Annotated in this window: 24 protein-coding genes; 6 read left to right on the forward strand and 18 right to left on the reverse strand. The window is 60.5% G+C overall.

Annotated elements, in window-relative coordinates; translation table 11 throughout:
* The first annotated feature begins 122 nt into the window (after nt 1–122).
* The 3 genes from ltnD to N2599_RS28430 all read left to right on the forward strand — a co-directional run bounded on the left by ltnD (nt 123) and on the right by N2599_RS28430 (nt 3,001).
* A complete protein-coding gene (gene ltnD, locus N2599_RS28420) occupies nt 123–1,043 on the forward strand; it encodes an L-threonate dehydrogenase (protein WP_027510393.1) in 921 nt (306 codons plus the stop codon).
* Nucleotides 1,043–1,819: a 2-oxo-tetronate isomerase gene (otnI, locus tag N2599_RS28425; RefSeq protein ID WP_027510394.1), complete on the forward strand. Its 777-nt coding sequence runs from the start codon at nt 1,043–1,045 to the stop codon at nt 1,817–1,819. The genes ltnD and otnI overlap by 1 nt, the downstream gene beginning before the upstream one ends.
* A gap of 156 nt (nt 1,820–1,975) precedes the next feature.
* Nucleotides 1,976–3,001 (forward strand): LacI family DNA-binding transcriptional regulator, encoded by a 1,026-nt coding sequence (locus N2599_RS28430; RefSeq protein WP_027510395.1) that lies wholly within the window; start codon nt 1,976–1,978, stop codon nt 2,999–3,001.
* 23 nt (nt 3,002–3,024) lie between these two features.
* On the opposite strand, the gene N2599_RS28435 is transcribed toward N2599_RS28430, so the two are convergent.
* From N2599_RS28435 to N2599_RS28475, 9 genes are all read right to left on the reverse strand, one after another.
* Complete coding sequence (locus tag N2599_RS28435; RefSeq protein ID WP_027510396.1) at nt 3,025–3,771, reverse strand: SDR family NAD(P)-dependent oxidoreductase; 747 nt, start codon at nt 3,769–3,771, stop codon at nt 3,025–3,027.
* A 35-nt stretch (nt 3,772–3,806) separates the two neighbouring features.
* A complete protein-coding gene (locus N2599_RS28440; protein WP_027510397.1) occupies nt 3,807–4,700 on the reverse strand; it encodes a carbohydrate ABC transporter permease in 894 nt (297 codons plus the stop codon).
* A 16-nt stretch (nt 4,701–4,716) separates the two neighbouring features.
* Nucleotides 4,717–5,652 carry a carbohydrate ABC transporter permease gene (locus tag N2599_RS28445; RefSeq protein WP_027510398.1) on the reverse strand — a complete coding sequence of 312 codons (936 nt, stop codon included), beginning with the start codon at nt 5,650–5,652 and terminating at the stop codon, nt 4,717–4,719.
* Between the two features lie 66 nt (nt 5,653–5,718).
* Nucleotides 5,719–7,032 carry an ABC transporter substrate-binding protein gene (locus N2599_RS28450; RefSeq protein ID WP_027510399.1) on the reverse strand — a complete coding sequence of 438 codons (1,314 nt, stop codon included), beginning with the start codon at nt 7,030–7,032 and terminating at the stop codon, nt 5,719–5,721.
* 131 nt (nt 7,033–7,163) lie between these two features.
* Nucleotides 7,164–8,231 (reverse strand): ABC transporter ATP-binding protein, encoded by a 1,068-nt coding sequence (locus N2599_RS28455; protein WP_027510400.1) that lies wholly within the window; start codon nt 8,229–8,231, stop codon nt 7,164–7,166.
* A gap of 106 nt (nt 8,232–8,337) precedes the next feature.
* Nucleotides 8,338–9,114, reverse strand: a complete 777-nt coding sequence (locus N2599_RS28460) for an SDR family oxidoreductase (protein ID WP_027510401.1) — start codon at nt 9,112–9,114, stop codon at nt 8,338–8,340.
* Between the two features lies 1 nt (nt 9,115).
* Nucleotides 9,116–10,099 carry a D-erythronate dehydrogenase gene (denD, locus tag N2599_RS28465; protein ID WP_027510402.1) on the reverse strand — a complete coding sequence of 328 codons (984 nt, stop codon included), beginning with the start codon at nt 10,097–10,099 and terminating at the stop codon, nt 9,116–9,118.
* A gap of 29 nt (nt 10,100–10,128) precedes the next feature.
* The gene (locus N2599_RS28470) at nt 10,129–10,872 is read right to left on the reverse strand and encodes a FadR/GntR family transcriptional regulator (protein ID WP_027510403.1); all 744 of its coding nucleotides are present in this window, start codon (nt 10,870–10,872) and stop codon (nt 10,129–10,131) included.
* 205 nt (nt 10,873–11,077) lie between these two features.
* A complete protein-coding gene (locus tag N2599_RS28475) occupies nt 11,078–11,521 on the reverse strand; it encodes a CBS domain-containing protein (protein WP_027510404.1) in 444 nt (147 codons plus the stop codon).
* Nucleotides 11,522–11,772: 251 nt separating this feature from the next.
* Here N2599_RS28475 and N2599_RS28480 point away from each other — a divergent pair, with 251 nt between their 5' ends.
* Nucleotides 11,773–12,213, forward strand: coding sequence for a DUF2267 domain-containing protein (locus N2599_RS28480; RefSeq protein ID WP_027510405.1), 441 nt, complete (start codon nt 11,773–11,775; stop codon nt 12,211–12,213).
* 88 nt (nt 12,214–12,301) lie between these two features.
* On the opposite strand, the gene N2599_RS28485 is transcribed toward N2599_RS28480, so the two are convergent.
* The 5 genes from N2599_RS28485 to N2599_RS28505 all read right to left on the reverse strand — a co-directional run bounded on the left by N2599_RS28485 (nt 12,302) and on the right by N2599_RS28505 (nt 17,599).
* Nucleotides 12,302–12,763, reverse strand: a complete 462-nt coding sequence (locus N2599_RS28485; RefSeq protein ID WP_027510406.1) for a YbhB/YbcL family Raf kinase inhibitor-like protein — start codon at nt 12,761–12,763, stop codon at nt 12,302–12,304.
* A gap of 403 nt (nt 12,764–13,166) precedes the next feature.
* Nucleotides 13,167–14,045, reverse strand: coding sequence for a carbohydrate ABC transporter permease (locus N2599_RS28490; RefSeq protein ID WP_027510407.1), 879 nt, complete (start codon nt 14,043–14,045; stop codon nt 13,167–13,169).
* The gene (locus N2599_RS28495) at nt 14,035–14,961 is read right to left on the reverse strand and encodes a carbohydrate ABC transporter permease (RefSeq protein ID WP_037142097.1); all 927 of its coding nucleotides are present in this window, start codon (nt 14,959–14,961) and stop codon (nt 14,035–14,037) included. Before N2599_RS28495 ends, N2599_RS28490 begins: the two co-directional genes overlap by 11 nt.
* A 39-nt stretch (nt 14,962–15,000) precedes the next feature.
* A complete protein-coding gene (locus N2599_RS28500; RefSeq protein WP_027510409.1) occupies nt 15,001–16,221 on the reverse strand; it encodes an ABC transporter substrate-binding protein in 1,221 nt (406 codons plus the stop codon).
* A gap of 49 nt (nt 16,222–16,270) precedes the next feature.
* Nucleotides 16,271–17,599 carry an alpha-L-fucosidase gene (locus N2599_RS28505; RefSeq protein WP_027510410.1) on the reverse strand — a complete coding sequence of 443 codons (1,329 nt, stop codon included), beginning with the start codon at nt 17,597–17,599 and terminating at the stop codon, nt 16,271–16,273.
* A gap of 209 nt (nt 17,600–17,808) precedes the next feature.
* Between N2599_RS28505 and N2599_RS28510 the strand changes: the two genes are divergently transcribed.
* Nucleotides 17,809–18,816 (forward strand): LacI family DNA-binding transcriptional regulator, encoded by a 1,008-nt coding sequence (locus tag N2599_RS28510; RefSeq protein ID WP_027510411.1) that lies wholly within the window; start codon nt 17,809–17,811, stop codon nt 18,814–18,816.
* A 149-nt stretch (nt 18,817–18,965) separates the two neighbouring features.
* On the opposite strand, the gene N2599_RS28515 is transcribed toward N2599_RS28510, so the two are convergent.
* Nucleotides 18,966–19,619, reverse strand: coding sequence for a TenA family protein (locus tag N2599_RS28515; RefSeq protein ID WP_037142076.1), 654 nt, complete (start codon nt 19,617–19,619; stop codon nt 18,966–18,968).
* Nucleotides 19,619–20,458, reverse strand: coding sequence for a BtpA/SgcQ family protein (locus N2599_RS28520; RefSeq protein ID WP_027510413.1), 840 nt, complete (start codon nt 20,456–20,458; stop codon nt 19,619–19,621). Before N2599_RS28520 ends, N2599_RS28515 begins: the two co-directional genes overlap by 1 nt.
* Before the next feature lie 25 nt (nt 20,459–20,483).
* Between N2599_RS28520 and N2599_RS28525 the strand changes: the two genes are divergently transcribed.
* Nucleotides 20,484–21,380: a PfkB family carbohydrate kinase gene (locus N2599_RS28525; protein ID WP_027510414.1), complete on the forward strand. Its 897-nt coding sequence runs from the start codon at nt 20,484–20,486 to the stop codon at nt 21,378–21,380.
* Nucleotides 21,381–21,384: 4 nt separating this feature from the next.
* On the opposite strand, the gene N2599_RS28530 is transcribed toward N2599_RS28525, so the two are convergent.
* Nucleotides 21,385–22,155, reverse strand: coding sequence for a glutamine amidotransferase (locus N2599_RS28530; protein WP_027510415.1), 771 nt, complete (start codon nt 22,153–22,155; stop codon nt 21,385–21,387).
* 42 nt (nt 22,156–22,197) lie between these two features.
* Nucleotides 22,198–23,265, reverse strand: coding sequence for a phosphotriesterase family protein (locus tag N2599_RS28535; protein WP_027510416.1), 1,068 nt, complete (start codon nt 23,263–23,265; stop codon nt 22,198–22,200).
* Nucleotides 23,266–23,267: the final 2 nt, after the last annotated feature.

Genomic DNA, 23,267 nt, shown 5'->3' on the forward strand with positions numbered 1-23,267 from the left:
AACTTGCAATCCGTTTCACCGATAAGCTAACCATAGAGTGGCAGCGCTGTCATTACTTTTTCGCGGGTCACACTTCAAGCCGAATTTGGCGCGTGGAAGGAACAGAACAATGGATCTCGAACATGAGCGAACGGACAAATTCTAAGGTCTGCGTCATCGGTCTTGGATCGATGGGTTTTGGCGTGGCGTCGTCGCTGCTGAAAAAAGGCTTTGAGACCAGCGGCTACGACATCAGCGCGGAGACTATGACCCGCTTCTTACAGGACGGCGGACGGGCGGCGGCAAGTCCGGCCGAGGCGGCTGACGGCGCCGACATCGTCATCACGGTGGTCGTCAACGGCGCTCAGACCGAAGCCGTGTTATTCGGCGAGAACGGAGCCGCCACTAAAATGCCGAAGGGCGGCACGATCCTGTCCTTTGCAACCATGCCGCCACAGACGGCCGAGGATCTGGCGCAGCGCGCCCGCGACCTCGGTCTGAACTATATTGACGGGCCTATCAGCGGCGGCGCAAAACGCGCCGCTTCCGGGGAACTCACGGTGATGGCCTCCGGACGGCCCGAGGCTTTCAACCATGCGCGCCCGGTGCTTAACGCAATCGCCATGAAGGTCTACGAACTCGGAGACCGTCCCGGCATCGGATCGTCTTTCAAGATCGTCAACCAGCTCTTGGCCGGAGTTCATATCGCGGCGGCCTGCGAGGCGATAACCTTTGCCAAGGCGCTCGGCCTCGATATCGACAAGGTCTATGAGGTCATTACGGCGTCTGCGGGCAATTCCTGGATGTTCGAAAACCGGGTTCCGCACATCCTGCAGGGCGATTATTCCCCCCAGAGCGCCGTTGACATCTTCACAAAGGACCTCGGTATCGTGTCGGACCTTGGACGCGGACTGAAATTTCCGCTGCCTATCACCTCGACCGCACTTCAGATGTTCATTATGACGGCCGCAGCCGGCATGGGCCGGGACGACGATGCCTCCGTCGCAAGGCTGATCGCCAAGGTGACAGGCATCGAGCTTCCCGGCGGACCGGAGGTCACCTGATGCCGCAATTTGCCGCAAATCTTACAATGATGTTCAACGAGGTTGCATTTCTGGAGCGGTTTGCGGCAGCCGCCATGGTGGGATTCACCGCTGTGGAATTCCTCTTTCCCTATGACCATACGCCGGAAGTCATCGGCGAGCGCCTTCGGGAAAACGGGCTCACACCGGCACTCTTCAATATGCCGCCCGGAAACTGGCAGGCCGGTGAACGCGGCCTGGCTGCACTCGACGGCCGCCAGAACGAGTTTCGGGCGTCGGTTGATGTTGCCCTGCGGTATGCCCGAAGCACCGGTGTCCGCCGACTGCATGTCATGAGCGGCCTGGCGTCGCGGAAGGATGCGGCCGCGGTCGCGATTTACCGCAACTCTCTGACATACGCCTGCGATCAGGCGGGCGCGGACGGCATCGACATCGTCATCGAGCCAATCAATCCGCGGGACATGCCGGGGTACTTTCTCAACGACTTCGACTTTGCCGCTGATACTATCAGTGCATTGGATAGGCCAAACCTGAAGCTTCAATTCGACATCTACCATCGTCAGATCATTCACGGCGACGTGCTCACCGCACTTCGGCGGCTGATGCCGATTATCGGCCATGTGCAAATCGCTTCTGTGCCGCTGCGCAATGAGCCGGCGACAGGTGAGCTTGACGATTTTCGTCTGCTGAGAGAGCTGGATATCCTTGGCTACAAAGGCTTTGTCGGCTGCGAATATCGCCCGGTAGGCAACACAGTGGCCGGACTTGGCTGGATGGACGCGTTTCGCAGCCAGTGAATGCAAGCGCTGCGGCAAAAGCGTAAACTGCGCCAGCGAGACGCCGTAACGTTGCATTTCGGCGCCTGCGGCTCGCAAGGCCGGGGCGCCTTGATATAAGGGCCGCGCAGTATCAGCAGATGGCGCCTGCTTGCGGGCAGAGGGCACGAGGAATCCATGCAGCAAAAGCAGCGCCTGCCGGCTAGGAAAAGCAAGGTAACCGTCAAGGATATCGCGCTCCGCGCCGGGGTGGGCGAGTCGACCGTCTCGCGGATCATGCGCAACAAGGGTCCCGTGGCCGAAGAAACGCGCCAGCGGGTGATGGAGGCTGTACGGGCGACAGGCTACGTGCCCAACCGGATTGCCGGCTCACTCGCCTCGCTCGACTCACACCTGGTCGGCGTCGTCGTGCCGTCGCTTTCCAACATCGTCTTTCCGGAAGTTCTGCAAGGCGTTCACGCCGCTCTGCATGGCAGCGACTACCAGCCGGTCATCAGCATCACGGGCTACGATATCGATCTGGAGGAAACGATCGTTCGCGGACTGCTGTCATGGAAACCCGCAGCCATCCTGATCGCCGGTTTCGACCATACCCCGGCAACCCATCGCATGCTCTCTGAAAGCGGCATCCGCATCGTCGAGATGATGGACATCGATTCGCCGCCGATCGATATTGCCGTCGGCATGTCGCATCGGCGGGCCGGCTACGCCACCGGCCAATACCTTGTCGAGCGCGGATACCGCCGGTTCGGATATGCCGGACATGACTGGAAAGCGGACAGGCGCGCGCGGCTGCGCTATGACGGAATTTGCGACGCCCTGCGCAACGCGGAATTGGGAATTGCGGCCCACGCGATAGCTGAAGGGCCAAGCTCCGTCGGTGCCGGACGGGAGATGACCGCACGTCTTTGCGCTCAGCCGGCGAAACTGGATGCAATCATCTATTCGAACGACGATATGGCGGTCGGCGGCGTCTTCCATTGCCTCGGTGCCGGAATTCGCATGCCGGACGATCTTGCCGTTTTTGGCTTCAACGGCTTGGATATCGGCCGCGAATTGCCGCAGCCTCTTTCGACCGTTCGCTCCAACCGCTTCCTGATCGGCCGCACATCGGTGGAAAAGGCCTTCGAAACGCCTGAACGGCCGCAAACGAGATCGATCGTCGATACCGGCTTCGAGATTTTCCCGGGCGCCACGGCTTAAGGCGGTGAAGCCCGCCATGTTCTTCAATAGGTGGCGCGACCGCCCGATAGGTCGAACGTCGCTGCCGTGGTAAAGCTGTTTTCCTTGGAGACCAGCCAGGCAACCATGGACGCTGCCTCTTCGACCTTCAAAAAGCGGCCACGCGGGATGCGCGAGCGCATGTATTCGATGAACTCCGGCGTCAGCTGTTCGAGAATCCGCGTCTGAGCGGTTGCGGGCGTAATGCAGTTGACGGCGATGTCATAGCCGGCAAGCTCCTTGCCCAGCGATTTGGTAAGCCCGATGACGCCTGCCTTCGAGGCGGAATAGGCTGCAGCATTCGGATTGCCTTCCTTGCCTGCGATCGAGGCGATGTTGACGATGCGGCCGTAATTGCGTGCCTTCATGTCCGGAACGACGGCGCGGTTGACGTAAAAGGTGCCGGTGAGATTGATATCGATGATCTTCCGCCACATGCCGATGTCATAACTGTCAACCGGCGCGGCGTCTCCTGCAATGCCAGCCGAATTGACGACGATCGAAACGGGCGGGCGATCAGCGGCGGTGGCCGCATAGGCAGTCTCAACCTGTTCCCAGTGCGAGATATCGGCGACGGCGCTGCGAGTTCCAGCTCCGAGCGCAGCCTTGGCCTTCTCCAGCAATGGCGCGTCCATATCCCAAAGCGTCACCACCGCGCCGGAGGCGACGAGGCGGCTGGCGATCGCAAAACCGATGCCTTGTGCACCACCTGTTACGATCGCGTGCTGCCCTTCCAGATCGATCCTGTTCATCCGCCCCTCCCCCTCACCAACGTCAACTGCACTCATCATTCCTTCACCGCGCCGGTCATCGACGAGACATAGTAGTCGACGAAGAACGAGTAGAGGATCACGACGGGCAGCGAGCCGAACAATGCACCTGCCATCAACGATCCCCATTCGAACACGTCGCCGCGCACCAGTTCCGTCAGAACGCCGACGGGGATGGTCTTGTTTTCCGACGACTGGATGAATGTGAGCGCGTAGATGAATTCGTTCCATGAGAGCGTAAAGGCGAAAATGCCGGCCGATATCAATCCGGGCACCGCAAGCGGGAGAATGATCTTCACCAGGATCTGCCAGCGGTTCGCACCGTCGACCAGAGCACTTTCCTCAAGCTCGAAAGGGATCGAGCGGAAATAGCCCATCAGCAGCCAGGTGCAGAAGGGGATGAGGAAGGTTGGATAGGTGAAGATCAGTGCCAGCCTGGAATCATATATTCCGAGCTTGAACACGATGAAGGCGAGCGGAATGAAGAGGATCGAGGGCGGCACGAGATAGGCGAGAAAGATCAGGAGCCCAACCGGGCGCGAGCCGGTAAAGCGCACACGCTCGATTGCATAAGCGCCGAAGACGGATGCTGCGAGCGATAGAACCGTCGAGCCGACCGCAACCAGCATCGTGTTCCAGAGCCAGCCAGGATAGGATGTTTCGAGGAACAGATATTTGATGTGATCGAGCGTCGGCTCCACGACCCAGAAGGGACTGTAATTGTTGTAGTCGGTCAGCTGCGAGTTCGGTTTGACGGCGGTGATCGCCATCCAATAGAACGGAAAGAGCAGCACGAAGACGAAGACCGCCATCGGCAGATAGAGCATGACGATCCGCCGTGGCAGGCGATTGAGATAGCTCATGCCCTGGACATTGTCGGTCAGAACCTGATCGGTGGTGTTGGCGTTCATGATTGTCTCCCGATCCTTAATCCTGGCCGCCCTGCTGCCATTTGCGGCGCTGCAGACCGAAGAAGCTGAACATGATGGCGGCAAGCAGGAAGGGAATCATCGCGACCGCAATGGCAGCACCCTCGCCCAGCTGGCCGCCCGGAATGCCGCGCTGGAAGGACAGCGTCGCCATCAGATGCGTTGCGTTGACCGGCCCGCCTTTGGTTAGCACGTAGATGAGCTGGAAATCGGTGAAGGTAAAGAGCACGGAAAAGGTCATCACAACCGCGATGATCGGCGTCAGCATCGGCAGCGTCACGTAGCGGAACCGCTGCCAGCTGGTTGCACCGTCGAGCGAGGCCGCTTCCTGGAGCGAGGCAGGAATGGTCTGCAGGCCGGCGAGCAGCGAGATGGCAACGAACGGGATGCCGCGCCAGACATTGGCGATGATGACTGAGATGCGCGCATTGGTGGGATCGCCGAGAAAATTGATCGGTCCGTCGATCAGGCCCATCTTAATCAGCGACCAGGAGAGGATCGAAAATTGCGCGTCGTAGATCCACCAGAAGGCCAGCCCCGAGAGAACCGTCGGAACGACCCATGGAAGCAAGACGATGGCGCGGAAGAATGACTTGAATGGCAGGTGCTGGTTGAGAAGCAGCGCCAGCCAGAGGCCGAGCACGAATTTCAGGATAGAAGCGACAACCGTATAAAGCAGGGTGTTGAAGACCGAGAGCCAGAAGACGGAGTCGCTGGCAAGGAACTGATAGTTCTCAAGGCCGATGAAGATACCGTCGCGACCGATTCGGGTATCGGTGAACCCGAGCCAGACACCGAGCCCCAGCGGATAGGTGAGGAAACATACGAGAAAGATGGCCGCCGGCAGCATGAAGAGGAAGCCGTGCACATTGTTGTTCTGCATGAGCGATGCGATCGGGCCGCGCGTCGTATCCCCGGATGTCACGGTCGACATGGTGGTATCTCCTGATGGACAATCGCAGCATGCCGTTGCCGGCATGCTGCAGACCTTTAAGCGGGCTTAAACACGGTAGTAGCGGTTTGCCCGGCGCTCCGCTTCCTTCATCGCGTCTTCGGGCGTCATCTGGCCCGTTACGGCAACGGCGAACATGTCGACGAGGACATAGTCGGCCATGGTGCCTGCCGAGGCATAGCCCAGCGGACCGGCATAGCCGTTCGGGCGCAGTGTCTCCGATGCACGGGCATAAGGCGCGTGTATCGGATCGGACGTCCAGACGGGATTGCTGGCGAAAGCCTTCAGAGGCTGGCAGCAATAGGCACTGGAACCCGTAATCCAGGCGTTCATCTGGTCAGCTTCCATCATGAACTTGATGTAGGCCTTGGCAGCTTCTGGATACTGGGTATGGTTGAAGAGAAGCAGCGAGCTCGTCTGGTGCAGCTCGACGCTCTTGCCGACTGGGCCAATCGGGAAGTTCGTGGTTCTCATATCCGCAGCGATTTCGGCAAGCTTTGGATCTTTCTTCGCCGCATAATAGACCGATACGCCGTTTGCGATCAGCGAAACCTGCCCGGCGAGGAATGCGCGGTTGTTGTTGATGTCCTGCCAGCTTTCCGTGCCCGGAATGAAGGTTGCATAGAGTTCCTTGGCATAGTTGATGGCAGCCAGCGTTTCAGGGCTGTTGATCGTCACCTTGCCGCTTTCGTCCACCATCTTGCCGCCATGGCTCCACAGCAGCCAATGGGCGTAATTGTTGCCGTCGCCGACAGCCTTGCCGTGCGGGAAGCCGGCGGGCGTACCCTTGGCCTTCATCGCCTTGCAAAGTTCGAGGAGGCCCGCGGTGTCCTTCGGGAATTCGCTGAAGCCTGCCGCCTTCACATGGCTGTCGCGGTACACGACGGCATTGCCGATCGCCGTCAGCGGCATAGCGATGAACTTGTCGCCGCGCGTTGCATAGCCGCGGACACCGTCATACCAGCCGCCGTACTTGTTACCGAGATAGTTGGCAAGCTCGGTCAGGTCGACGAGCTTGTCGGGATACTGGTGGGCGTCGTCGAACCAGCACATCACCATGTCCGGACCGGAACCGACATTGGCGGCAACGGCAGCCTTCGGGCGGATATCTTCCCAGCTTTCCTTGTCGACGCGAACGTCAACGCCGGTCGCCTCGGTGAACTTCTTGGTGTTGGCCAGCCAGGCCTCCTCGTCTCCTTTGACGAACGGCGTCCAGCGAAGAAGCCTGAGGGTTGCGCCCTCTTCCGGCTTGTAGCTCGGCTCCGCCTGGGCGAAGGACGGGCGTATGCCGAGCGGCGACAGGCCCGCGATACCGGCGGCAGCCGCCGACGCAGCAAGGAAATCACGTCTTTTGATTGTCATAATACCTCCTCCTATAAAAGCGGGAGCGAATTCTCCGGCGTTCACTTTCCCGCTTCGTGAACGGCGGTCATCGCATCGGCGGATGGGCAGGATAAGACTCCTCTTCTTCCCATGCCTCCGCTGAAGCGTTATCAGGCACTCAATCTCTGGCCGCTTTCGGCATCAAAGAGATGCACATGTGGCGCGTCGATCGAGACGCGCAAGATATCGCCGGGCCGCGCATTGACGCGTTCGCGGAAGATGCAGGTGACATCGCTGCCCGCGAGCTTGGCGATCAGCTGTGTCTCGTAGCCCATCGGCTCAATCACGACGATCTCCACCGGCAGGCCATTGGCGTCGAGCGTGATATATTCCGGGCGTAAGCCATAGATCAGATCGCGTCCCTTTGCGCCGGCGGGTGGATTTGCAACCGGCAGGACGGTTCCGTCCGATGCGATGAACTGATTGCCGTTGTCCGGATTGAGACGGCCCTTGATCATGTTCATCGCCGGTGAGCCGATGAAGCCCGCGACGAAAAGGTTGGCTGGTCTGTCGTAGAGATCGAGCGGTGCGCCCACCTGTTCCACGACGCCATCATGCATGACGACGATCTTGTCGGCCATCGTCATGGCCTCGATCTGATCGTGGGTGACATAGACCGTCGTGGTGCTGAGGCGCTGATGAAGCTCCTTGATCTCGGCGCGCATGGCGACGCGGAGCTTGGCGTCGAGATTGGAGAGCGGTTCGTCGAAAAGGAAGACCTGCGGATCGCGCACGATCGCCCGACCCATGGCAACGCGCTGCCGCTGGCCGCCGGAAAGCTGGCGCGGATAGCGGTCGAGAAGTTTGGTGAGGCCGAGGATGCCAGCGGCCTTGTTGACACGCTGATCCATGTCCGCCTTCGGCGCCCGTTTGAGCATCAGCGAGAAGGCCATGTTCTGCGCCACCGTCATGTGCGGATAAAGCGCGTAGTTCTGAAAGACCATGGCGATGTCGCGTTCGCCCGGCGCCAGCCCATTGACGACGCGGCTGCCGATGCGGATTTCACCGGCGGAAATATTTTCAAGCCCGGCAAGCATTCGCAAAAGTGTGGATTTTCCGCATCCGGACGGTCCGACCAGGATCACGAACTCCCCGTCCGCGACCTCGATGTCCACACCCTTGATGACCGGGAACGCCCCGAATGATTTCCTGACATCGACGAACTCGACACTTGCCATAAAAGTTCCTCCCAGAACTTGTCTTCGCTTTTGGCCTCCATCTGCCGGTCATCCCTCCTCCAGGATATTCACCGCCAGGACTTAAGGCCAATTGAACTCGATATGCCTATCCCCTGCCCACGAGCGGCATCTTTGTCGCCATCACCGTCATGGTCAGCACGTTTGCCTCCAACGGCAGGCTTGCCATGTAGACGACGGCGCGGGCGATATGCTCAGACGGGATCGTCGGCTCGCTGGCGGTCTCGCCATTTGCCTGCAGCACTCCCGAGCTCATCTTCGACGTCATGTCCGTCGCAGCATTCCCGATATCGATTTGGCCGCAGGCGATATCATATGGCCGCCCATCGAGCGCCGTCGATTTCGTCAGGCCGGTGATCGCATGCTTGGTCGCCGTATAAGGGGCGGAATTCGGCCTCGGCGTCGTGGCGGAAATCGACCCATTGTTGATGATGCGGCCGCCGCGTGGCTCCTGCGACTTCATCAGCCTGAAAGCCTGCTGCGTGCAAAGAAAGGCGCCGGTCAGATTGGCCGCAACCACCCCGCTCCACTGATCGAAAGTAACCTCTTCCAACGGGATCGCCGGAATGTTGCTGCCCGCATTGTTGACGAGAAGGTCGATCCTGCCGAACTCGGCTTTGATGTTGCCGAAAAGATCCGCGACCCGTTCGGCAGCACCGATATCGCAGATCATCGCGCGGAGCGTGCCGCCGGTTTCGGCAGCGATCTCAGTGGCGGCCCTTTCCAGAACATCGCTCCGGCGGCCGGTGATAACGACGACATAGCCTTCGGCGCTCAGTGCCTTGGCGATGCTGCGACCGATGCCGGTGCCTCCGCCGGTAACGAGCGCGATCTTACCTTTCTGCAGGGTTGCGGATTGCGTCATCTCAGATCTTCCCCCCGAGTTCATCCTCAATGTGGATCTTGATGATCTCGTCGAAATTGGTTTCGGCCCTGAAGCCGAGTGCGGTCGCGCGCTGCGCATCGAAATCTGTCGCCCAGCCGGAAACAATCGCACGAATGACGGGGTCGGCTTCGCGGCGGATGAGCTTGACTGCCTTGTCGCCGGCAACGCGGCGCAGCGCCTCGATCTCTTCGCCGACAAGCGCGGAAAGGCCGGGCATGGTCAGATTGCGGCGTGGGCCGATGTTGCTGGTGTCGATACGCGCGGCATGGACGAAGAAGCCGATCGCCGAACGGGGACTCGCAAACCAGTGGCGGACGTTCTCTTCAACCGGGAGGACGGCCTCCTGACCGGCAAGCGGTTCGCGCAGGATGTTGGAGAAAAAGCCGGAGGCGGCCTTGTTGGGCTTGCCGGGGCGAATGCAGATGGTCGGCAGGCGGATGCCGATGCCGTCGAAGATCCCACGCCGTGAATAGTCGGCCAAGAGGAGCTCGCAGATCGCCTTCTGCGTCCCGTAGCTCGTCAGCGGCGTCGTGAAGAAATCATCTGCGATCTTTTCCGGGAAAGGTTGCCCGAAGACAGCGATGGATGACGCGAAAATCAAGCGCGGCGTATAAGGCGCTTTCTGGCCCTCGTGCCGGATCGCCTCGAATAGCGAACGCGTGCCGTCGAGGTTAATACGATAGCCCTTTTCGAAATCGGCCTCGGCCTCGCCGGACACGATCGCCGCAAGATGGAAGATCAGATCCGGCCGCATCGCGGCAAGCCTGGCTGCGGCGCCGGCTTCCGAGAGATCAAGCGCCAGCGCGTTGGAAACGGAGGCAAGTGCGGCAGGCAGCGGCGGAGCAATGACGTCGACGAGCGTCAGCCTGTCGATGCCGCGGCCCAGCGCTTCGGCGTCGGAGCCGAGCTTTTCCACCAGTTTGCGGCCGATCATGCCGGCTGCGCCGATAACCATCACATGCATCTCAGGCAAATCTCCTCATGCCATCCAGCTCAAGCCGGCCTGCCGGCGGTCAACAGGACCCTTGTCGTTTCGTAAATACGCGTCAGATGATGCTGGAACGCCGCCACGACGGCCTCCCGGTCATGCCGCGCGAGAGCCTCGACGATCGCAACATGATCGTTGTAGCTGGCCTCGATGGCACCCGGCTGGGACATGGCGTTGCGCCGGTAGTTCATCATGTAAGTGTACAGATCGGTGACGAAGTCGGCGAGCAGCGGGTTGCCGCAGGCGCGATAGATCGCAACGTGGAATTCGCGGTCGCAGATGAGAAAGCGCATCGCATCGTCCCCGCCCAGACGCTGCGCTTCCAAAAGGCTCTGCAGCTTGTTCAGCGTTTCGCCGTCTATCCTTTCGGCGGCGTCGCCGACGATCTTGAGCTCGATATGCAGCCGCGCGGCATGAACCGATTCCAGATCGTAACTGTCGATGGCGTTAGGGGATGCGATCGTGACGGTGATGTGGCTGAGGTCAACCTTGCCGACACGGCTGCGGCTGCCATGCGACACCTCGATAATGCCTTGCGCAGCAAGCATCTGGACTGCGCCGCGCACGGTTTCCCGGCTGACATGAAGAACATTGGCAAGCTCACGCTCGCCCGGCAGTTCGTCGCCCGGCCGCAGCATGTTTGTGGCAATCAGGACCATCAGCTTTTCAGCAATGACGTCTCGTGCGGTCTGGCGGGCGAGGCTTCGCCCGACATTCGGCACGTGCGTCAAGATCGGGCTCTCGTCCATGATCCGCATCACTCACTGATATACTGGTTGGTCCAGCAGATCAGTTGAGTAAAGGTTACGGGCGACAGCCGTCAAGGGACTTTCGTCGCCGCACCGCAGCATAGATTGTCCGCGACGATGCGCATTGGCGCCGATGGGCACCCTCTGAGGTTGCACGTGGCGCCGCGGCGCCACGTGGTGGGCTCTTCACCTCGCGGGGCAGCCACTAGTGAAGGCCGCCCGACTGCGAATGCTGACCTCCGTGCCGCGATATGCCCGCAAGAGTTGCGCCTGCCGACCCTTTTTCGACGATTGTTGCCAGATCGCCAAGGGACAGTATGCCGACCAGCTGCTTGTTCCGGTTGACCACTGGAATCCGCCTGATCTGCTGATCGGCAAGATTCTTGCAGACCTCTTCCGTGTCTTGATCATCAAAGCAGTACCTGACCTCGGACGTCATGATATCGCCGACTTTCGCCTCGGGGCCCTGGCCCTGAGCAATGGCGCGCACCGCGATGTCGCGATCCGTCAGCATGCCAACGAGCCGGTCATTGTCCTGGACCGGCACGACGCCAGCGTCGAGTTCGGCCATGATCTTCGCTGCTTCCTGTATCGTGTGGTCCGGCCTGACGAGCCGGACGTCACGCGTCATCACTTCGCTCACTTTCATGGTCTTTTTCCTCCGCCTTGCATGGATTTTCCACAGGGGCCGAACGTATTGGACCCCCTAATGTTCCAAGCCGCTTCGGCCAAGGTCGCGGCAGTTGTTTTTGCGGCTCGGGCCAGCCAAAAATGCGCCGATAATCCCGTCTGCTGAAGTTTTCTTTGCAGGGCAGCGAAACAATTACGGCCGATTGCGGTTGTGCTTCTAGAGATGGATTTTCGGGGTTCGACCGGCCCCTTGCAAAGGAGGGTGTGAAGATGAGCACATCCGGTCTCGATGTCTTCGACAAGACACTGCAAATCACCAATACCTGGCTGAACGAAATCATGGCCGATCATGGTCCCGACAGGCACGTCGCATGGCATATACTAGGCGCCGTCCTGAAAGCTTTGCGCGACAGGCTTTCGCCGGACCTTGCCGCCCATCTCGGTGCGGAACTGCCACTCATTGTGCGCGGCATTTACTATGACCAATACCGCCCTTCGAAGACGCCGGACAAAACGCGTTCACGTGATGAATTCCTCGAGCATATCGCGGAAGGGCTGAAATCCATTCGCCCGGTCGATCCCGCCGCTGCAGCAAAATCCGTATTCCAGGTTCTTGCCCGCCATATCGATCTCGGCCAATCGGCCAAGGTGCGCGATGCGCTGCCGAAGGAGATCCAGGCTCTGTGGCCCGAGAGCGTCGGCGTGAAATAGCGGTGGTAGACGTGCGATCCGTCTCGGCGCGGCAGGCGCAATGCGCGACCCGATCGCAGCATTTCGGATCACATGAAATCGAACCAGCCTAGGACTGATACGTTCCGGTAATGGTCGCTTCCGCGAGCACGTGTTTCCTTGCTTCGTTCCACATCGACGCGATACCGGCGTCGCCGGGAATCGAAAGGCTCGGGACATCCAGAGCGGCAAGGCGAAAGATATAGTGATGCGGGCGGTCACCCCGCGGCGGCTGCGGACCGTCATAGCGCGCATTGCCGAAATCATTCTTGTAAAAGCGTGCCGTGTTTTCCGGTGCGGTATCGGCGCTTTCGGCCAGAGCATCCCAATCGGAGGGGATATTGGCAATGCCGCAATGGCGGAAGGTACCGCGCGGCGCATCCGGGTCTTCGACGACCAAGACGAAGCTCCTCGTTCCCTCCGGAGCGCCGCTCCACTTAAGAGGCGGAAACAGATTTTCGCCGGAGCGCGCATATTTCTGCGGAATGGGTTTGTCCTGGGTGAATGCCGGGCTCATCAGGGTCAGTGCCATAGCTTCCTCCTCTTTTATCCTGCTGGCTCGCGCGGCCTCGCTTTTGCGTTGAAGCTAGATCAACCTGACGGCAGCGATATTGTTCCCGAGTTAATGGCGTTTCGAAACACTCAGACGATAGAGCACGTGCTCGGTGGCATAACGCGTCATCGGCGGCGCCCTAGAGCGTCGGATGTGGGGCAACCGTGCAGCAGCTGAACGTCTTGAATGGAGAGCCGACCTCGTGGAGCTCGACAACTCTATGTCCATTCCTTTCCAGGCGGAGAATAGAAGCGCGAACGCGCTTTGGCACGGGAAAACAGTATCCTATAGCGCCCCAATCCATCTGTTTCAGCGAGATTGCGCTTCATAACCTTGCTCGCCTAGCCAACAAGCGCGGAGCTACGGAATTGGGTTGCTGGAATTAACGCCCGCCGAAGCCGGAGCCGATGGTGACGCCCCGGTAGATTACCCTCTGCAGCACGACGGCCAGGACGATGCCCGGCAGCATGGAGATCGCCGCGCCTGCCATAATGTAATTCCACGAGGTGCCCTGTTGTGTCTGGAACAAGGTGAGCCCGAGAGGCAGCGTGGCTTTCTCCATGCCGTTGGTGACGATCAGCGGCCACAGGAAGCTGTTCCACTGCCCCATGAAGGTGAAAAGCGCCAGCAGGCCGATGGCCGGCATGGCGAGCGGAACGATGATCGTAACCAGGATACGCAGGCGCGAAGCCCCATCGATCATCGCCGCCTCATCGAGATCCTTGGGAATGCCGAGAAAGAACTGCCGCAACAGAAACGTGCCGAAGGAGCCGAACGCGACAGGCATGATCATGCCGTGATAGGTGTTGACCCAGCCGAGCTTGCTGACCACCAGAAAGAGCGGGATGACCAGCATCACCTGCGGGATCATCAGCGTGCCGAGATAAGCCAGCAGCAGCCCCTCCCGGCCGGGAAATTTCAACCGCGCGAATGAGTAGGCGGAAAGGCAGGACACCGCAATCACGATCGCCGTGACGCCGCTGGCGACTACGAAGGAATTGAACAGGAAGGTTCCAAACGGCAGTGAGACCAATGCTTCGACAAAGGTTCCCCATTGATATTCCTGCGGCAGAATGCGAACCGGCACGGCCAGCACTTCCGTGTTGGAGCGAACCGCGTTCGACACCATCCAGAAAAACGGGAAGAGGAAAAGCATGGCGATCAGCGAAAGCGCGGCATAACTGACGAAGGTGCCAATGCGCCGCAGGGCTCTGTTCCGCGATACGGAATTCGGGCGTAACAGGTCCGGCCTAGTCGCCATAGTGCACCCATTTGCGCTGCATACGAAACTGCAAGATGGTCAACGCCATGATCATGATGAACATCACCCAGGCCAGCGCCGAAGCGTAGCCCATCTGGAAGTTGGCGAATCCCTTCTGGTAGATTGCGAAGCCGAGCGTGGCCGTCGCCGAGCCCGGACCGCCGCGAGTCATCGCGTAGATTTCATCAAACACCTGCAGCGAAGTGATCGCCGTCATCACGGTGGCGAAGAAGATCGTCGGCGAGATCAGTGGCAGGCGGATGCGCCAGAAACGCTGCCATGCGTTGGCGCCGTCGATTGTCGCAGCCTCGATGTAGTGCCTCGGCACAAGGTCGAGCGCGGCGTTGAACATCACGACATTGTAGCCGACATTCGCCCACAGAGTGACGAGTACGATGGCCTGCATTGCCCAGGTCGTGCTGAGTAGGAAATTGGGCAGGCCGAGGCCAAGCGAACGGATGAGGCTGTCTGCCAGTCCATCCGGCGTAAAGATGAGCAGCCACACCACCGACGCTGCGATCGTCGGAGTGAACGTCGGCAGGAAAAAGATCACCCGGAAGATCGCCTTGCCATGCCTCAGGCTCGATATCCATACAGCGAGCGTCAGCGAGACGATGATGTTCAGCGTGAGATACTCGACGGCGAAGAGTAGTGTGTTGCGCAATACGGTATAAAAAGCCGGATCAACGGTGAAGAGGCGGACATAATTCTGAAAGCCGGCGAAGGACGGCGTCGAGATCAACTGCCAATTGGTGAAACTGAGCGCCAACGACGCTGCGATCGGCAAGGCCATGAAGGCCATGAATCCGAGGAAACTTGGCAGCAGGAACAGCATGGCCGTCTGCGTGTCTGGCTTCAAAAAGCGCCGCCGCTGAACGGGCTGCACGGGAACTTCGGCGACGGCGCTTTGCGACATGTTTTCCTCCATGCGCGGCAATTCCTGCCGGGGCGAGAGCTATTGTTGCGCGAGGCTCTGGATGGTCTCCATCGTCTGCTTGGCGTCGACACTGCCGGCGAAGGCGGGAGGAAAATACTGGTTGAAGAGGTTTTCTACCGCCGCCCAATTGTCGGTGATCGCGTAGGGTATGGAGTGCGCCAAGGAGTAGTCGAGGGCCTCGCCGCCATTGGTGATGTCTTTGGCCGCCACTTGGTACCAGGACGATTGCGCGGCAGTGCGCGCCGGCAACGCACGCCCCTTCTCGGCAAGGTACGACAGCGCTTCAGGGCTCGTAAGCACCTGAATCGCCTTCCAGGCCGCATCCTTGTTCTGGCTGGTGGTGGAAATGCCGAAACCAGAGCCCGCCGTAACGGCCGCCAGCTCGCCCTCGTCGCGCGGCAGGGTGGTGAGACCGACCTTGAACTTGACCTCGTCTTTCATGCCAATGATGGACCAGGGACCGTCGACATACATGGCGATATTGCCTGAATTGAACCGGCCCTGGATGACCGTGCCGGCATCGTTGCCTGACGGCACAAGCGGCGCAATCTTATCCTTGGCGGCAAAGCCGATCAGCCTGTCGGCTGCGGCAATCGCGCGCGGATTGACGAGGTCGAGCTGTCCGGCGTCGTTGACGTATTTGTCGCCCCAAGCGGACGCCATGACCGAATAGTTGACCGGGGCGACACCGAAGCCGTAATTGCCGTCCTTGGTGAGCTTCTTTGCGGCATCGGTAAACTCGGCAAGCGTCCAGCCCGGTTTCGGCAAAGGAATGCCGGCGGCCTCGAAAGCCTCCTGGTTGTAATAGATCACCCATGGACCGACATCGTAAGGGAGGCCGTAAAGCTCCTTGTCAACCGACATGCCGCCGATGATCGAGGGGGTGAAGGCGCCAAGGTCGAATTTGTCCGCCTCTATCCTCGCATTGAGCGGTTCGAGCAGCGAATAGAAGTTCGACATGCGCAATGATTGCATGGAGACAATGTCGGCCAGCTGGCCCGACGCTGCCAACACCGGCAGCCTGGTCCAGTAGTCGACCCAGCCGGCGGTCTGCAGCGTCACTTTGATGTCTGGGTGCTTGGCACTTACCATGTCGGCCAAGTGCTGCCAGGTCTTGGTGTCGGTTTCGGAGGCGGTCCACATCTGCCAGGTCAGATTGACCTGATCGGCGGTTGCAGCCGTAGCAAAGAGGCTGCCGCCGATTGCGGCAAGCAATAGCGCTTTCTTCAGAACCTTCATGGGTTTTCTCCTCCCTCCATGAATGCAATGGACAAGCAATGCTCGAACGCTACGGCTTCAGGACGATCTCGATCACCGGAACAGTAACGTCCGGCCGCCGTACCGGCAGTTCGAGCGTGATCACACCTTCCGGCACGGTCACGCCGATATTGGAATCCACCTCCTTGATGTGGCTGAGCCAGCGCACCTCACTGGCGTCGTGCAGGAACTGCGCATAGGCGATCCTGTCCGCGATACCCTCGATGTGGATGTGGCGGAAAGGCCAGTTGCAGATGTGCAGGTAGAGGCGGTTGCCGCGCTGGGTATAGCGGCAGCCCGACGGCACGGGATAGTCGGACGGCCCTGCCCCGTAGATGGAGCGCCCGTTCACTGAAATCCAATTCTGGTAGACCTCAAGCCCAGCGATCGCGCGTGCATCAAGCATACCGCGGCCGGTCGGGCCGACATTCATCAGCAGGTTGCCTCCCATGGCGACGGAATCGATGAGCAGCTTGATGATTTGTTCTGGGCTCTTCCAGCTATCCTCGTCACGATGATAGCCCCAGGAACCGCTGAAGGTATGGCAAGCCTCCCAGCGCACGGGCCGGCCAGCGATGGCGGGCGCGACGCGCGGCGTGTACTGCTCCGGTGTCACAATGTCGGGCAGGTTGTCGCCGTCGAGCGGCAAATCGAGGCGGTTATTGACGATGATGCCTGGCTGCAACTCGCGCACCAGCCCAACCAGCCGCTCGCTCTCCCAGTCGACGCGTCCCTTGCCGGGCAGGCCGCGATATTCCCGTCGCGGATAGCTGAAATCGAACCACATGATGTCGATGCGGCCGAAGCCGGTCAGAAGCTCACGTACCTGTTCGTGCATGTAGGCGGTGTAGTTGGCCATGTTGCGGCCGGCATTCAGCGCTTTCGCGTCGGGGTGGTTGCGCAGCGGATGATGGACGTCGATCGGGAAGTCGGGGTGGTGCCAGTCGATCAGCGAATAGTAGAAGCCGATCTTCAGTCCCTCGGCGCGGAACGCCTCGACCAGCGGGGTCAGCAGGTCCTTGCCGCAAGGCGTGTTCGTCGCCTTGTAGTCCGTCACCTTGCTGTCCCACAGGCAGAAGCCCTCGTGATGCTTGGTCGTCACCACGACATATTTCATGCCGGCGAGACGGGCCCGGCGAGCCCATTCCTTGGGTTCATAGAGATCGGGATCGAAATTGTCGAAGTAGCGCTGGTACTGCTCGTCGGTCAGTTCCTCGCGGTTTTTCAACCACTCGTGCCGGGCGCCTAGAGCGTAGAGACCCCAATGGATGAACAGGCCCAGACGGTCGTGGCTGAACCACGCATGCTTGTCCACCTCCCCGAATGCCGGGCTCCCCGACTGACGCACCGCAATCGCCACAGGCCTCTCCTCCCTTGTTTCCAGTTCAGCATCCTTATCGAACCGGTTCGGCATTTGATAATCGTCCTTGCCCTCTTAGCTGTCAAGCAGGAATCAAGGATTGCGAAATTCTAAGAAATTTCCTTGCAGCTTCGGGATAATCAAGATCCATGTGTTGCATAGGCGAACAGAATCTGACACAAGAGCGTCATAGAACCGGTTCGATCATAATGGCAACCATCCGAGATGTCGCGCGCCTTGCGGGAGTTTCGATCTCGACCGTCTCGCTCGCGCTGAACAGCCCGAAGCGGGTCGGGATCGAGACGCTCGACCGCATCCAGCAGGCCGTAAAAGCAACCGGTTATCGTATCGACCCGGTGGCCCAGACCCTGGCACGGGGACGCAGCTCGCTGATCGGCTTTGTCTCGGCCAATCTGGGCAACATGTTCTTTGGCGACATCCGCCGCGAGATAGAACACCAGGCGCTGGACAACGGCTATTTCGTCCTGATCGCCGACTCCTCCGGTAAGGCGGACCTCGAGCGGGCGTTGCTGGAGCGGCTGGAAGCGCAGAGGATGGCCGGCATCGTGCTGGCTGCAAACGGGCGCGGGAACGACTACGCCGCATTCCTGCGCGACTTCAAGATACCCATCGTGATGTTCGACCAGAAGGTGGAAGGCGCCGAGCGCGATTTCGTCGGCTCCGACAACCCGCTCACCACCGCCATCCTGACGGAACACCTGCTGCAGCTCGGCCACAGACGCATCGCCTTCATCTCCGGCCCGGCCGGTCTGCACACCGCCGACGAGCGCCTGAAAGGCTATATGGACACGATGGCCGGTGCCGGCGTGGACGTCGACCCTTCGCTGGTGGTCGAAGGGGGCTACACCCGGACGGGCGGCTACAGGCAAGCGATGCGCCTGCTCGCCCGCCGCGATCGGCCGACCGCCATCATCGGCGCCAACAACATGATGGGTCTTGCAGCGCTTCAGGTGATGCAGGAGATGGGCTTCCGCTGCCCGGACGACGTGTCGCTGGCGATGGTCGACGACGTGCCCTGGAGCAGCGTGATCACGCCCCGCATCACCATGGTGGTGCAGGACGCCCAAAAGCTCGGCGAACTGGCGGCACAGCGCCTGCTGGCAAGAATCCAGAGCTCCGAGGGAGCCGCCGCGCCGCCGCAGGAACTCATCCTGACGCCGAGATTCGTGCGCGGTGACTCAACCAGGCGTCTTTGACGTGTTTCCAGAAAAACTGAGATGCTGTCGGGTGCTCGTACCAGGCTGATCGGCGGGTGTCGATCGATCCGTGGGATGGACAATGCGCATGCCGCGCGCCGGCAGGCGCCCGCCATCAATGCAGACTTTCTGTGTCATGGGCATTCCAACTAAAGGTAAGCCGCGTTGTGAAAGTCGATCTCCAGCTGCTGGACCCGGCCGAAGATGGCGCTGAGCCGAGTGCGTTCGGCAGGATCGAGGCTGTCGCCCGCGAGATCCAGTTCGGTCTTCAACCAGCGCGCCTGGGCGGCGAAATCCTCGTGTGCGTGGAGGTCCACCCATTCCTTGAGCAACGGATCGCTGATCCGGCACTCGGCGGCCTGCCTGGACCAGGTCCAGTACATCCATTCGGCTGCGAACATTGCGGCGATCGTATCGAGGAATTTTCCGGACCTTGCAGATTCCAGCATGCCGTCGCGGAAGGCTGCCACCTCCGGACGATTGGTGTCGAAGGCGGAGGGATCGATCCTGCGCAAATTGAACGTCTTCTCGAAATAGGCGATCTGCTGATTGGCAAGCGCATCCAGCACGCCGATCAGCCACCGTTTCTGCGCGATGGTCGCGGCCTCGGCCATCGCGTGGGCGAAGATCGAAATGGCCGTGTCTACGAAGTCGCCTTCGTAAACAAGGTACCGGTCGAAGACTTCCTTCGACAGCCGGTCCGCCTTGATGTCCTCGACAAAGCGGTGACTGACCATCGCCTCGAAGACGGCGCGGTTTTCCCGGATGACCTGGTCCGAAAGGCTCTCCAACGTGCGGCTCATCACTTCAATGCCGGTGCGGCCGCGGCGACGAAAGCCTTGACCCGTTCGATGTCCACCGGGCTCCACCACACGCCGCCATGCTTCAGCGACGACGCGACGATGACGCCGTTGGTACGCTTTAGGATCTCGACGATATTCTCCTTGCTGACACCCGACCCGACCAGCAACGGCAACTGGGTGGCGGCGCCGATCTCCTCAATCTCCTCGATGCTCGCCGTGCTGCCGGTGCGCTGGCCGGTGGCGATGACGGCATCGGCATCGAAAAAAGCGAGGTCGCGGGTCAACTCCTGGATCGTGCGGTCGGCCGTTATGGCATGGGCGCCGTGCTTGACGTGGCTGTCGGCGAAAACGCGGATATGTTCGGCTCGCAGCATGGAGCGGTAACGCATCGCTTCAGCCGCGCGTCCTTCCATGAAACCCTCATTCGCCACATAGGCATTGGCCCACTGGTTGACACGGATGAACTTCGCGCCGCCGGCCATGGCTATTGCGAACGATGGGATCGGCGCATTCGCGAGGACGTTGATCCCGAGGGGGACGCCGACGGCGCGGGCGATGCGATCGGTGATGACCGACATGAAGGCCGCGGTCTCGGGGCCGATATCCTCCGGCTTCGAGAAAGGGATGTCGCCATGGTTTTCGATGATCAGGCCATGCATGCCGCCTTCAATCAGGGCCTCCGCATCACGCATGCAGGCGTCGTAGATGGCGTTCATCTCCTCACCACGATAGCGCGGCGCTCCGGGGAAGGCGGGGCAATGGATCATGCCGATCAGCGCCTTGTCAGTCCCGAATATTTCCCGTATGGCGCTTGAGGTCTTGTCGGATATTTCCTGCATCTGTTTCCCTTTTCGAAAGCCAGTTATGCGTGCTTATGTCATCGGCAACGTCACAGTGGACGAAACTATTTCCGTATCGGCCATGCCAGAGGCAGGCGCCTCGATCCTTGGCCGCGAGGAGACCCGTGATCTGGGCGGCAAGGGTGCGAACCAGGCCGTGGTGATGGGCCGCGCAGGCCTTGCCGTTACGCTGGTTGCGGCCGTCGGCGAAGATTTTCGCGCCGAGACCATCCGCAGCCAGTTGGCCGAAGAGCCAGTCGAGGCCAGACTGATCCAGCTGGCCGGCAAGGCAAGCGATTTCTCCATCATCTTCACGACCCCCGACGGTGAGAACGCCATTGTCACGACCACGGATTCGGCCGGTTCGCTGACGCTTGCGGAGGCGGTCACTCCGCTTGCCGAAAGCATCCCCGGCGATCTCCTCGTTCTGCAAGGCAATCTCACCGACGAGGTTACCCGCGGCATCCTTGAAGAAGCCAGGCATCGCCAGCTGCTCACAGCCTTCAACCCATCCCCCCTTCGCCCCTTCTTCACCGGCCTCTGGCCGCTCATCGATATTGCCTTTCTGAATAAAGGCGAGGCCGAGAGCCTGACCGGAGCCGCAGGCCAAGCTGCCGCCTCGGCCCTGATCTCCGCGGGGGTCAAACACGTGGTCCTGACCCTCGGCGGCGAAGGCGCGATGCTGGCAAGCGAAAGCGGCGCGCTGACGATCCCGGCGACACCCGCTAGCGTCATCGATACGACAGGTGCTGGCGACACGTTCATGGGCGTCACGCTCGCGTCTGCTGCCTTGCGGGGCGTGCCGCTCGACGCACGCGCCGTAAGGCACGCGACCGCCGCCGCTGCCCTCACCGTCAGCCGACGGGGAACCCGATCTGCGTTTCCCACCAAGGCCGAGCTTCATTCCATTCTCGCCGGCTGATCCTTCAGCGCGCCTCCGTCATCCAGGCAAGAAGATTGATCCACAAGCGTCCATAGCCCTTCCATTCGCAGAAAGCCGGCGACAGCCAGTGAGGGCCGATGTCGGAGGTCCAGGCGGCCGTGCGGCCCTTGCCGTGCGAACCGATTACCAGCAACGGATGGCTCCCTTGATCCTCTGGCAGACGGGCAAGCACCTCAACATCGGGGCGGTCGCGCAGTTCCACCTCGTTGACGCCAAGGAGCAGCGGCCATTCGCCGTCAAGGCCGGCCATGACGGGATGCTCCGGCTTCAGCACAACGGCGGTCGAGCCCTCTGGCATTTCGACGCGGTCGTCATAGGCAAGGCAGGTGACCGGCAGGGCATCTTCAACCGGCGTGCGGCGCCAGCGCGCCTTGCCGTCGATGCCCTGGAACGAGAAGTAGCCGCCGACCATCAGCAGGCCGCCGCCTTTTTCGACCCAGGCCTTGATGAGCTTCAGCCGGTTCGGCACCGTCTTCGAATGCAACCAGACCGCTGGCGGCAGCAGCAGCGAGTTTGCCCCGATATCGGAAAGGATGATCGCATCATAGGCGTCGAGCCCGGCCATTTCGAAGGGGAATTTTTCGACGGCCTCATGCGCCGGCATATAAGTCAGTTCGAACTCGCTGCCTTCGAGCGCCTTTACCAGCGGCTCGGCGCCCAGATGGAAGGTGACGCTGCCGAACTGGTCGAAACCCTTGTAATGGGTTGCCGAGCTGACCCAGCTTTCACCGACGAGGAGCACTTTCTTTGTCATTGTCTTACCGTATCTTACCGTTTCTTTGAGGAGTTCCGGCCGTCAGGCAGAGGCTTGGAAGACCGAACGCGGGTTGTCGCGCATCATCCGGCCGATGACCGCGTCATCGAGGCCATGCCGTTTCAGGCGCGGCAGGAAATGTTTGAGAATATAGGCATAGCCGTTGCCGCCGTATTTCGTCAGCATCATCTTCAGGAAGACGTCATGGGAGAGCAGGACGCGGTCGCCATGCCCCATCCCCACGAGCCTGGCGATGGCGCGCGCGGCCTCCTCGTCGCTCGGGCACTGCACCTGCTGGTCCCCATAGAAGAAATCCATGCCGATCATGTCATACTCCAGGAATGCGCCGCGCGACGCGATCTCGCTCTGATAGCCGAGATCGTCATGCGACGGGTTCATGTGGCAAAGTACGGTGTGGCGAAGATCGCCGCCCTCTTCCGCCACGATGTCGAGCACCTTGTGGCCGAGTCGGAACCAGCCGGGCAGATGCACCATCAGTGGAAGGCCTGTGCGGCGATGAGCCTGGGCCGCACCGCGCAGCGACTTTTCTTCCTCCGCTGTGAAATCGGAAGAAACGCCAATCTCGCCGATTAGGCCGATCCTCACATCCGTGCCGTCAGCACCCTCGATCGCCTCGCGGACGATCTCGTCGGCGATTTGCGTCACACCCATGCCCGCCACCTTGGCCGGATGCGACGAGGCGAGATAGTAGCCCGCACCCATCACGATATTGAGCCCCGTCGACTTGGCTATGCGTCGGAGCGCCAGCGGGTCGCGGCCGATGCCCTGGCATGTCGGCTCGACGACCGTCCTGCCGCCTTCTCTCGCGAAATCCTTGAGCTCGACGATCGCCAGCGCCTCGTCGTCCAGCGTTATATTGTGCTTGTTGACGAACGGATCCTGGCGGAGCTCACCGAGGATTTCCATGCACACGAAGCCGTCGGCGAGATATTGCCGCTCCGGCGTCTTCGGCGCATGCCACCAGCAGCGGCAGTCGTTGAGGATATGCTCGTGCATCAGCGTGACGCCGAGCTCATCGGCCGGAACCGGTCCGGCAACGGTCATCACGTTGCCGGATCGAAGATGGCCTTCAGAGAGTTCGGCTGCCATCG

It is taken from the genome of Rhizobium sullae (genome assembly GCF_025200715.1).
Lineage (GTDB): Bacteria > Pseudomonadota > Alphaproteobacteria > Rhizobiales > Rhizobiaceae > Rhizobium > Rhizobium sullae.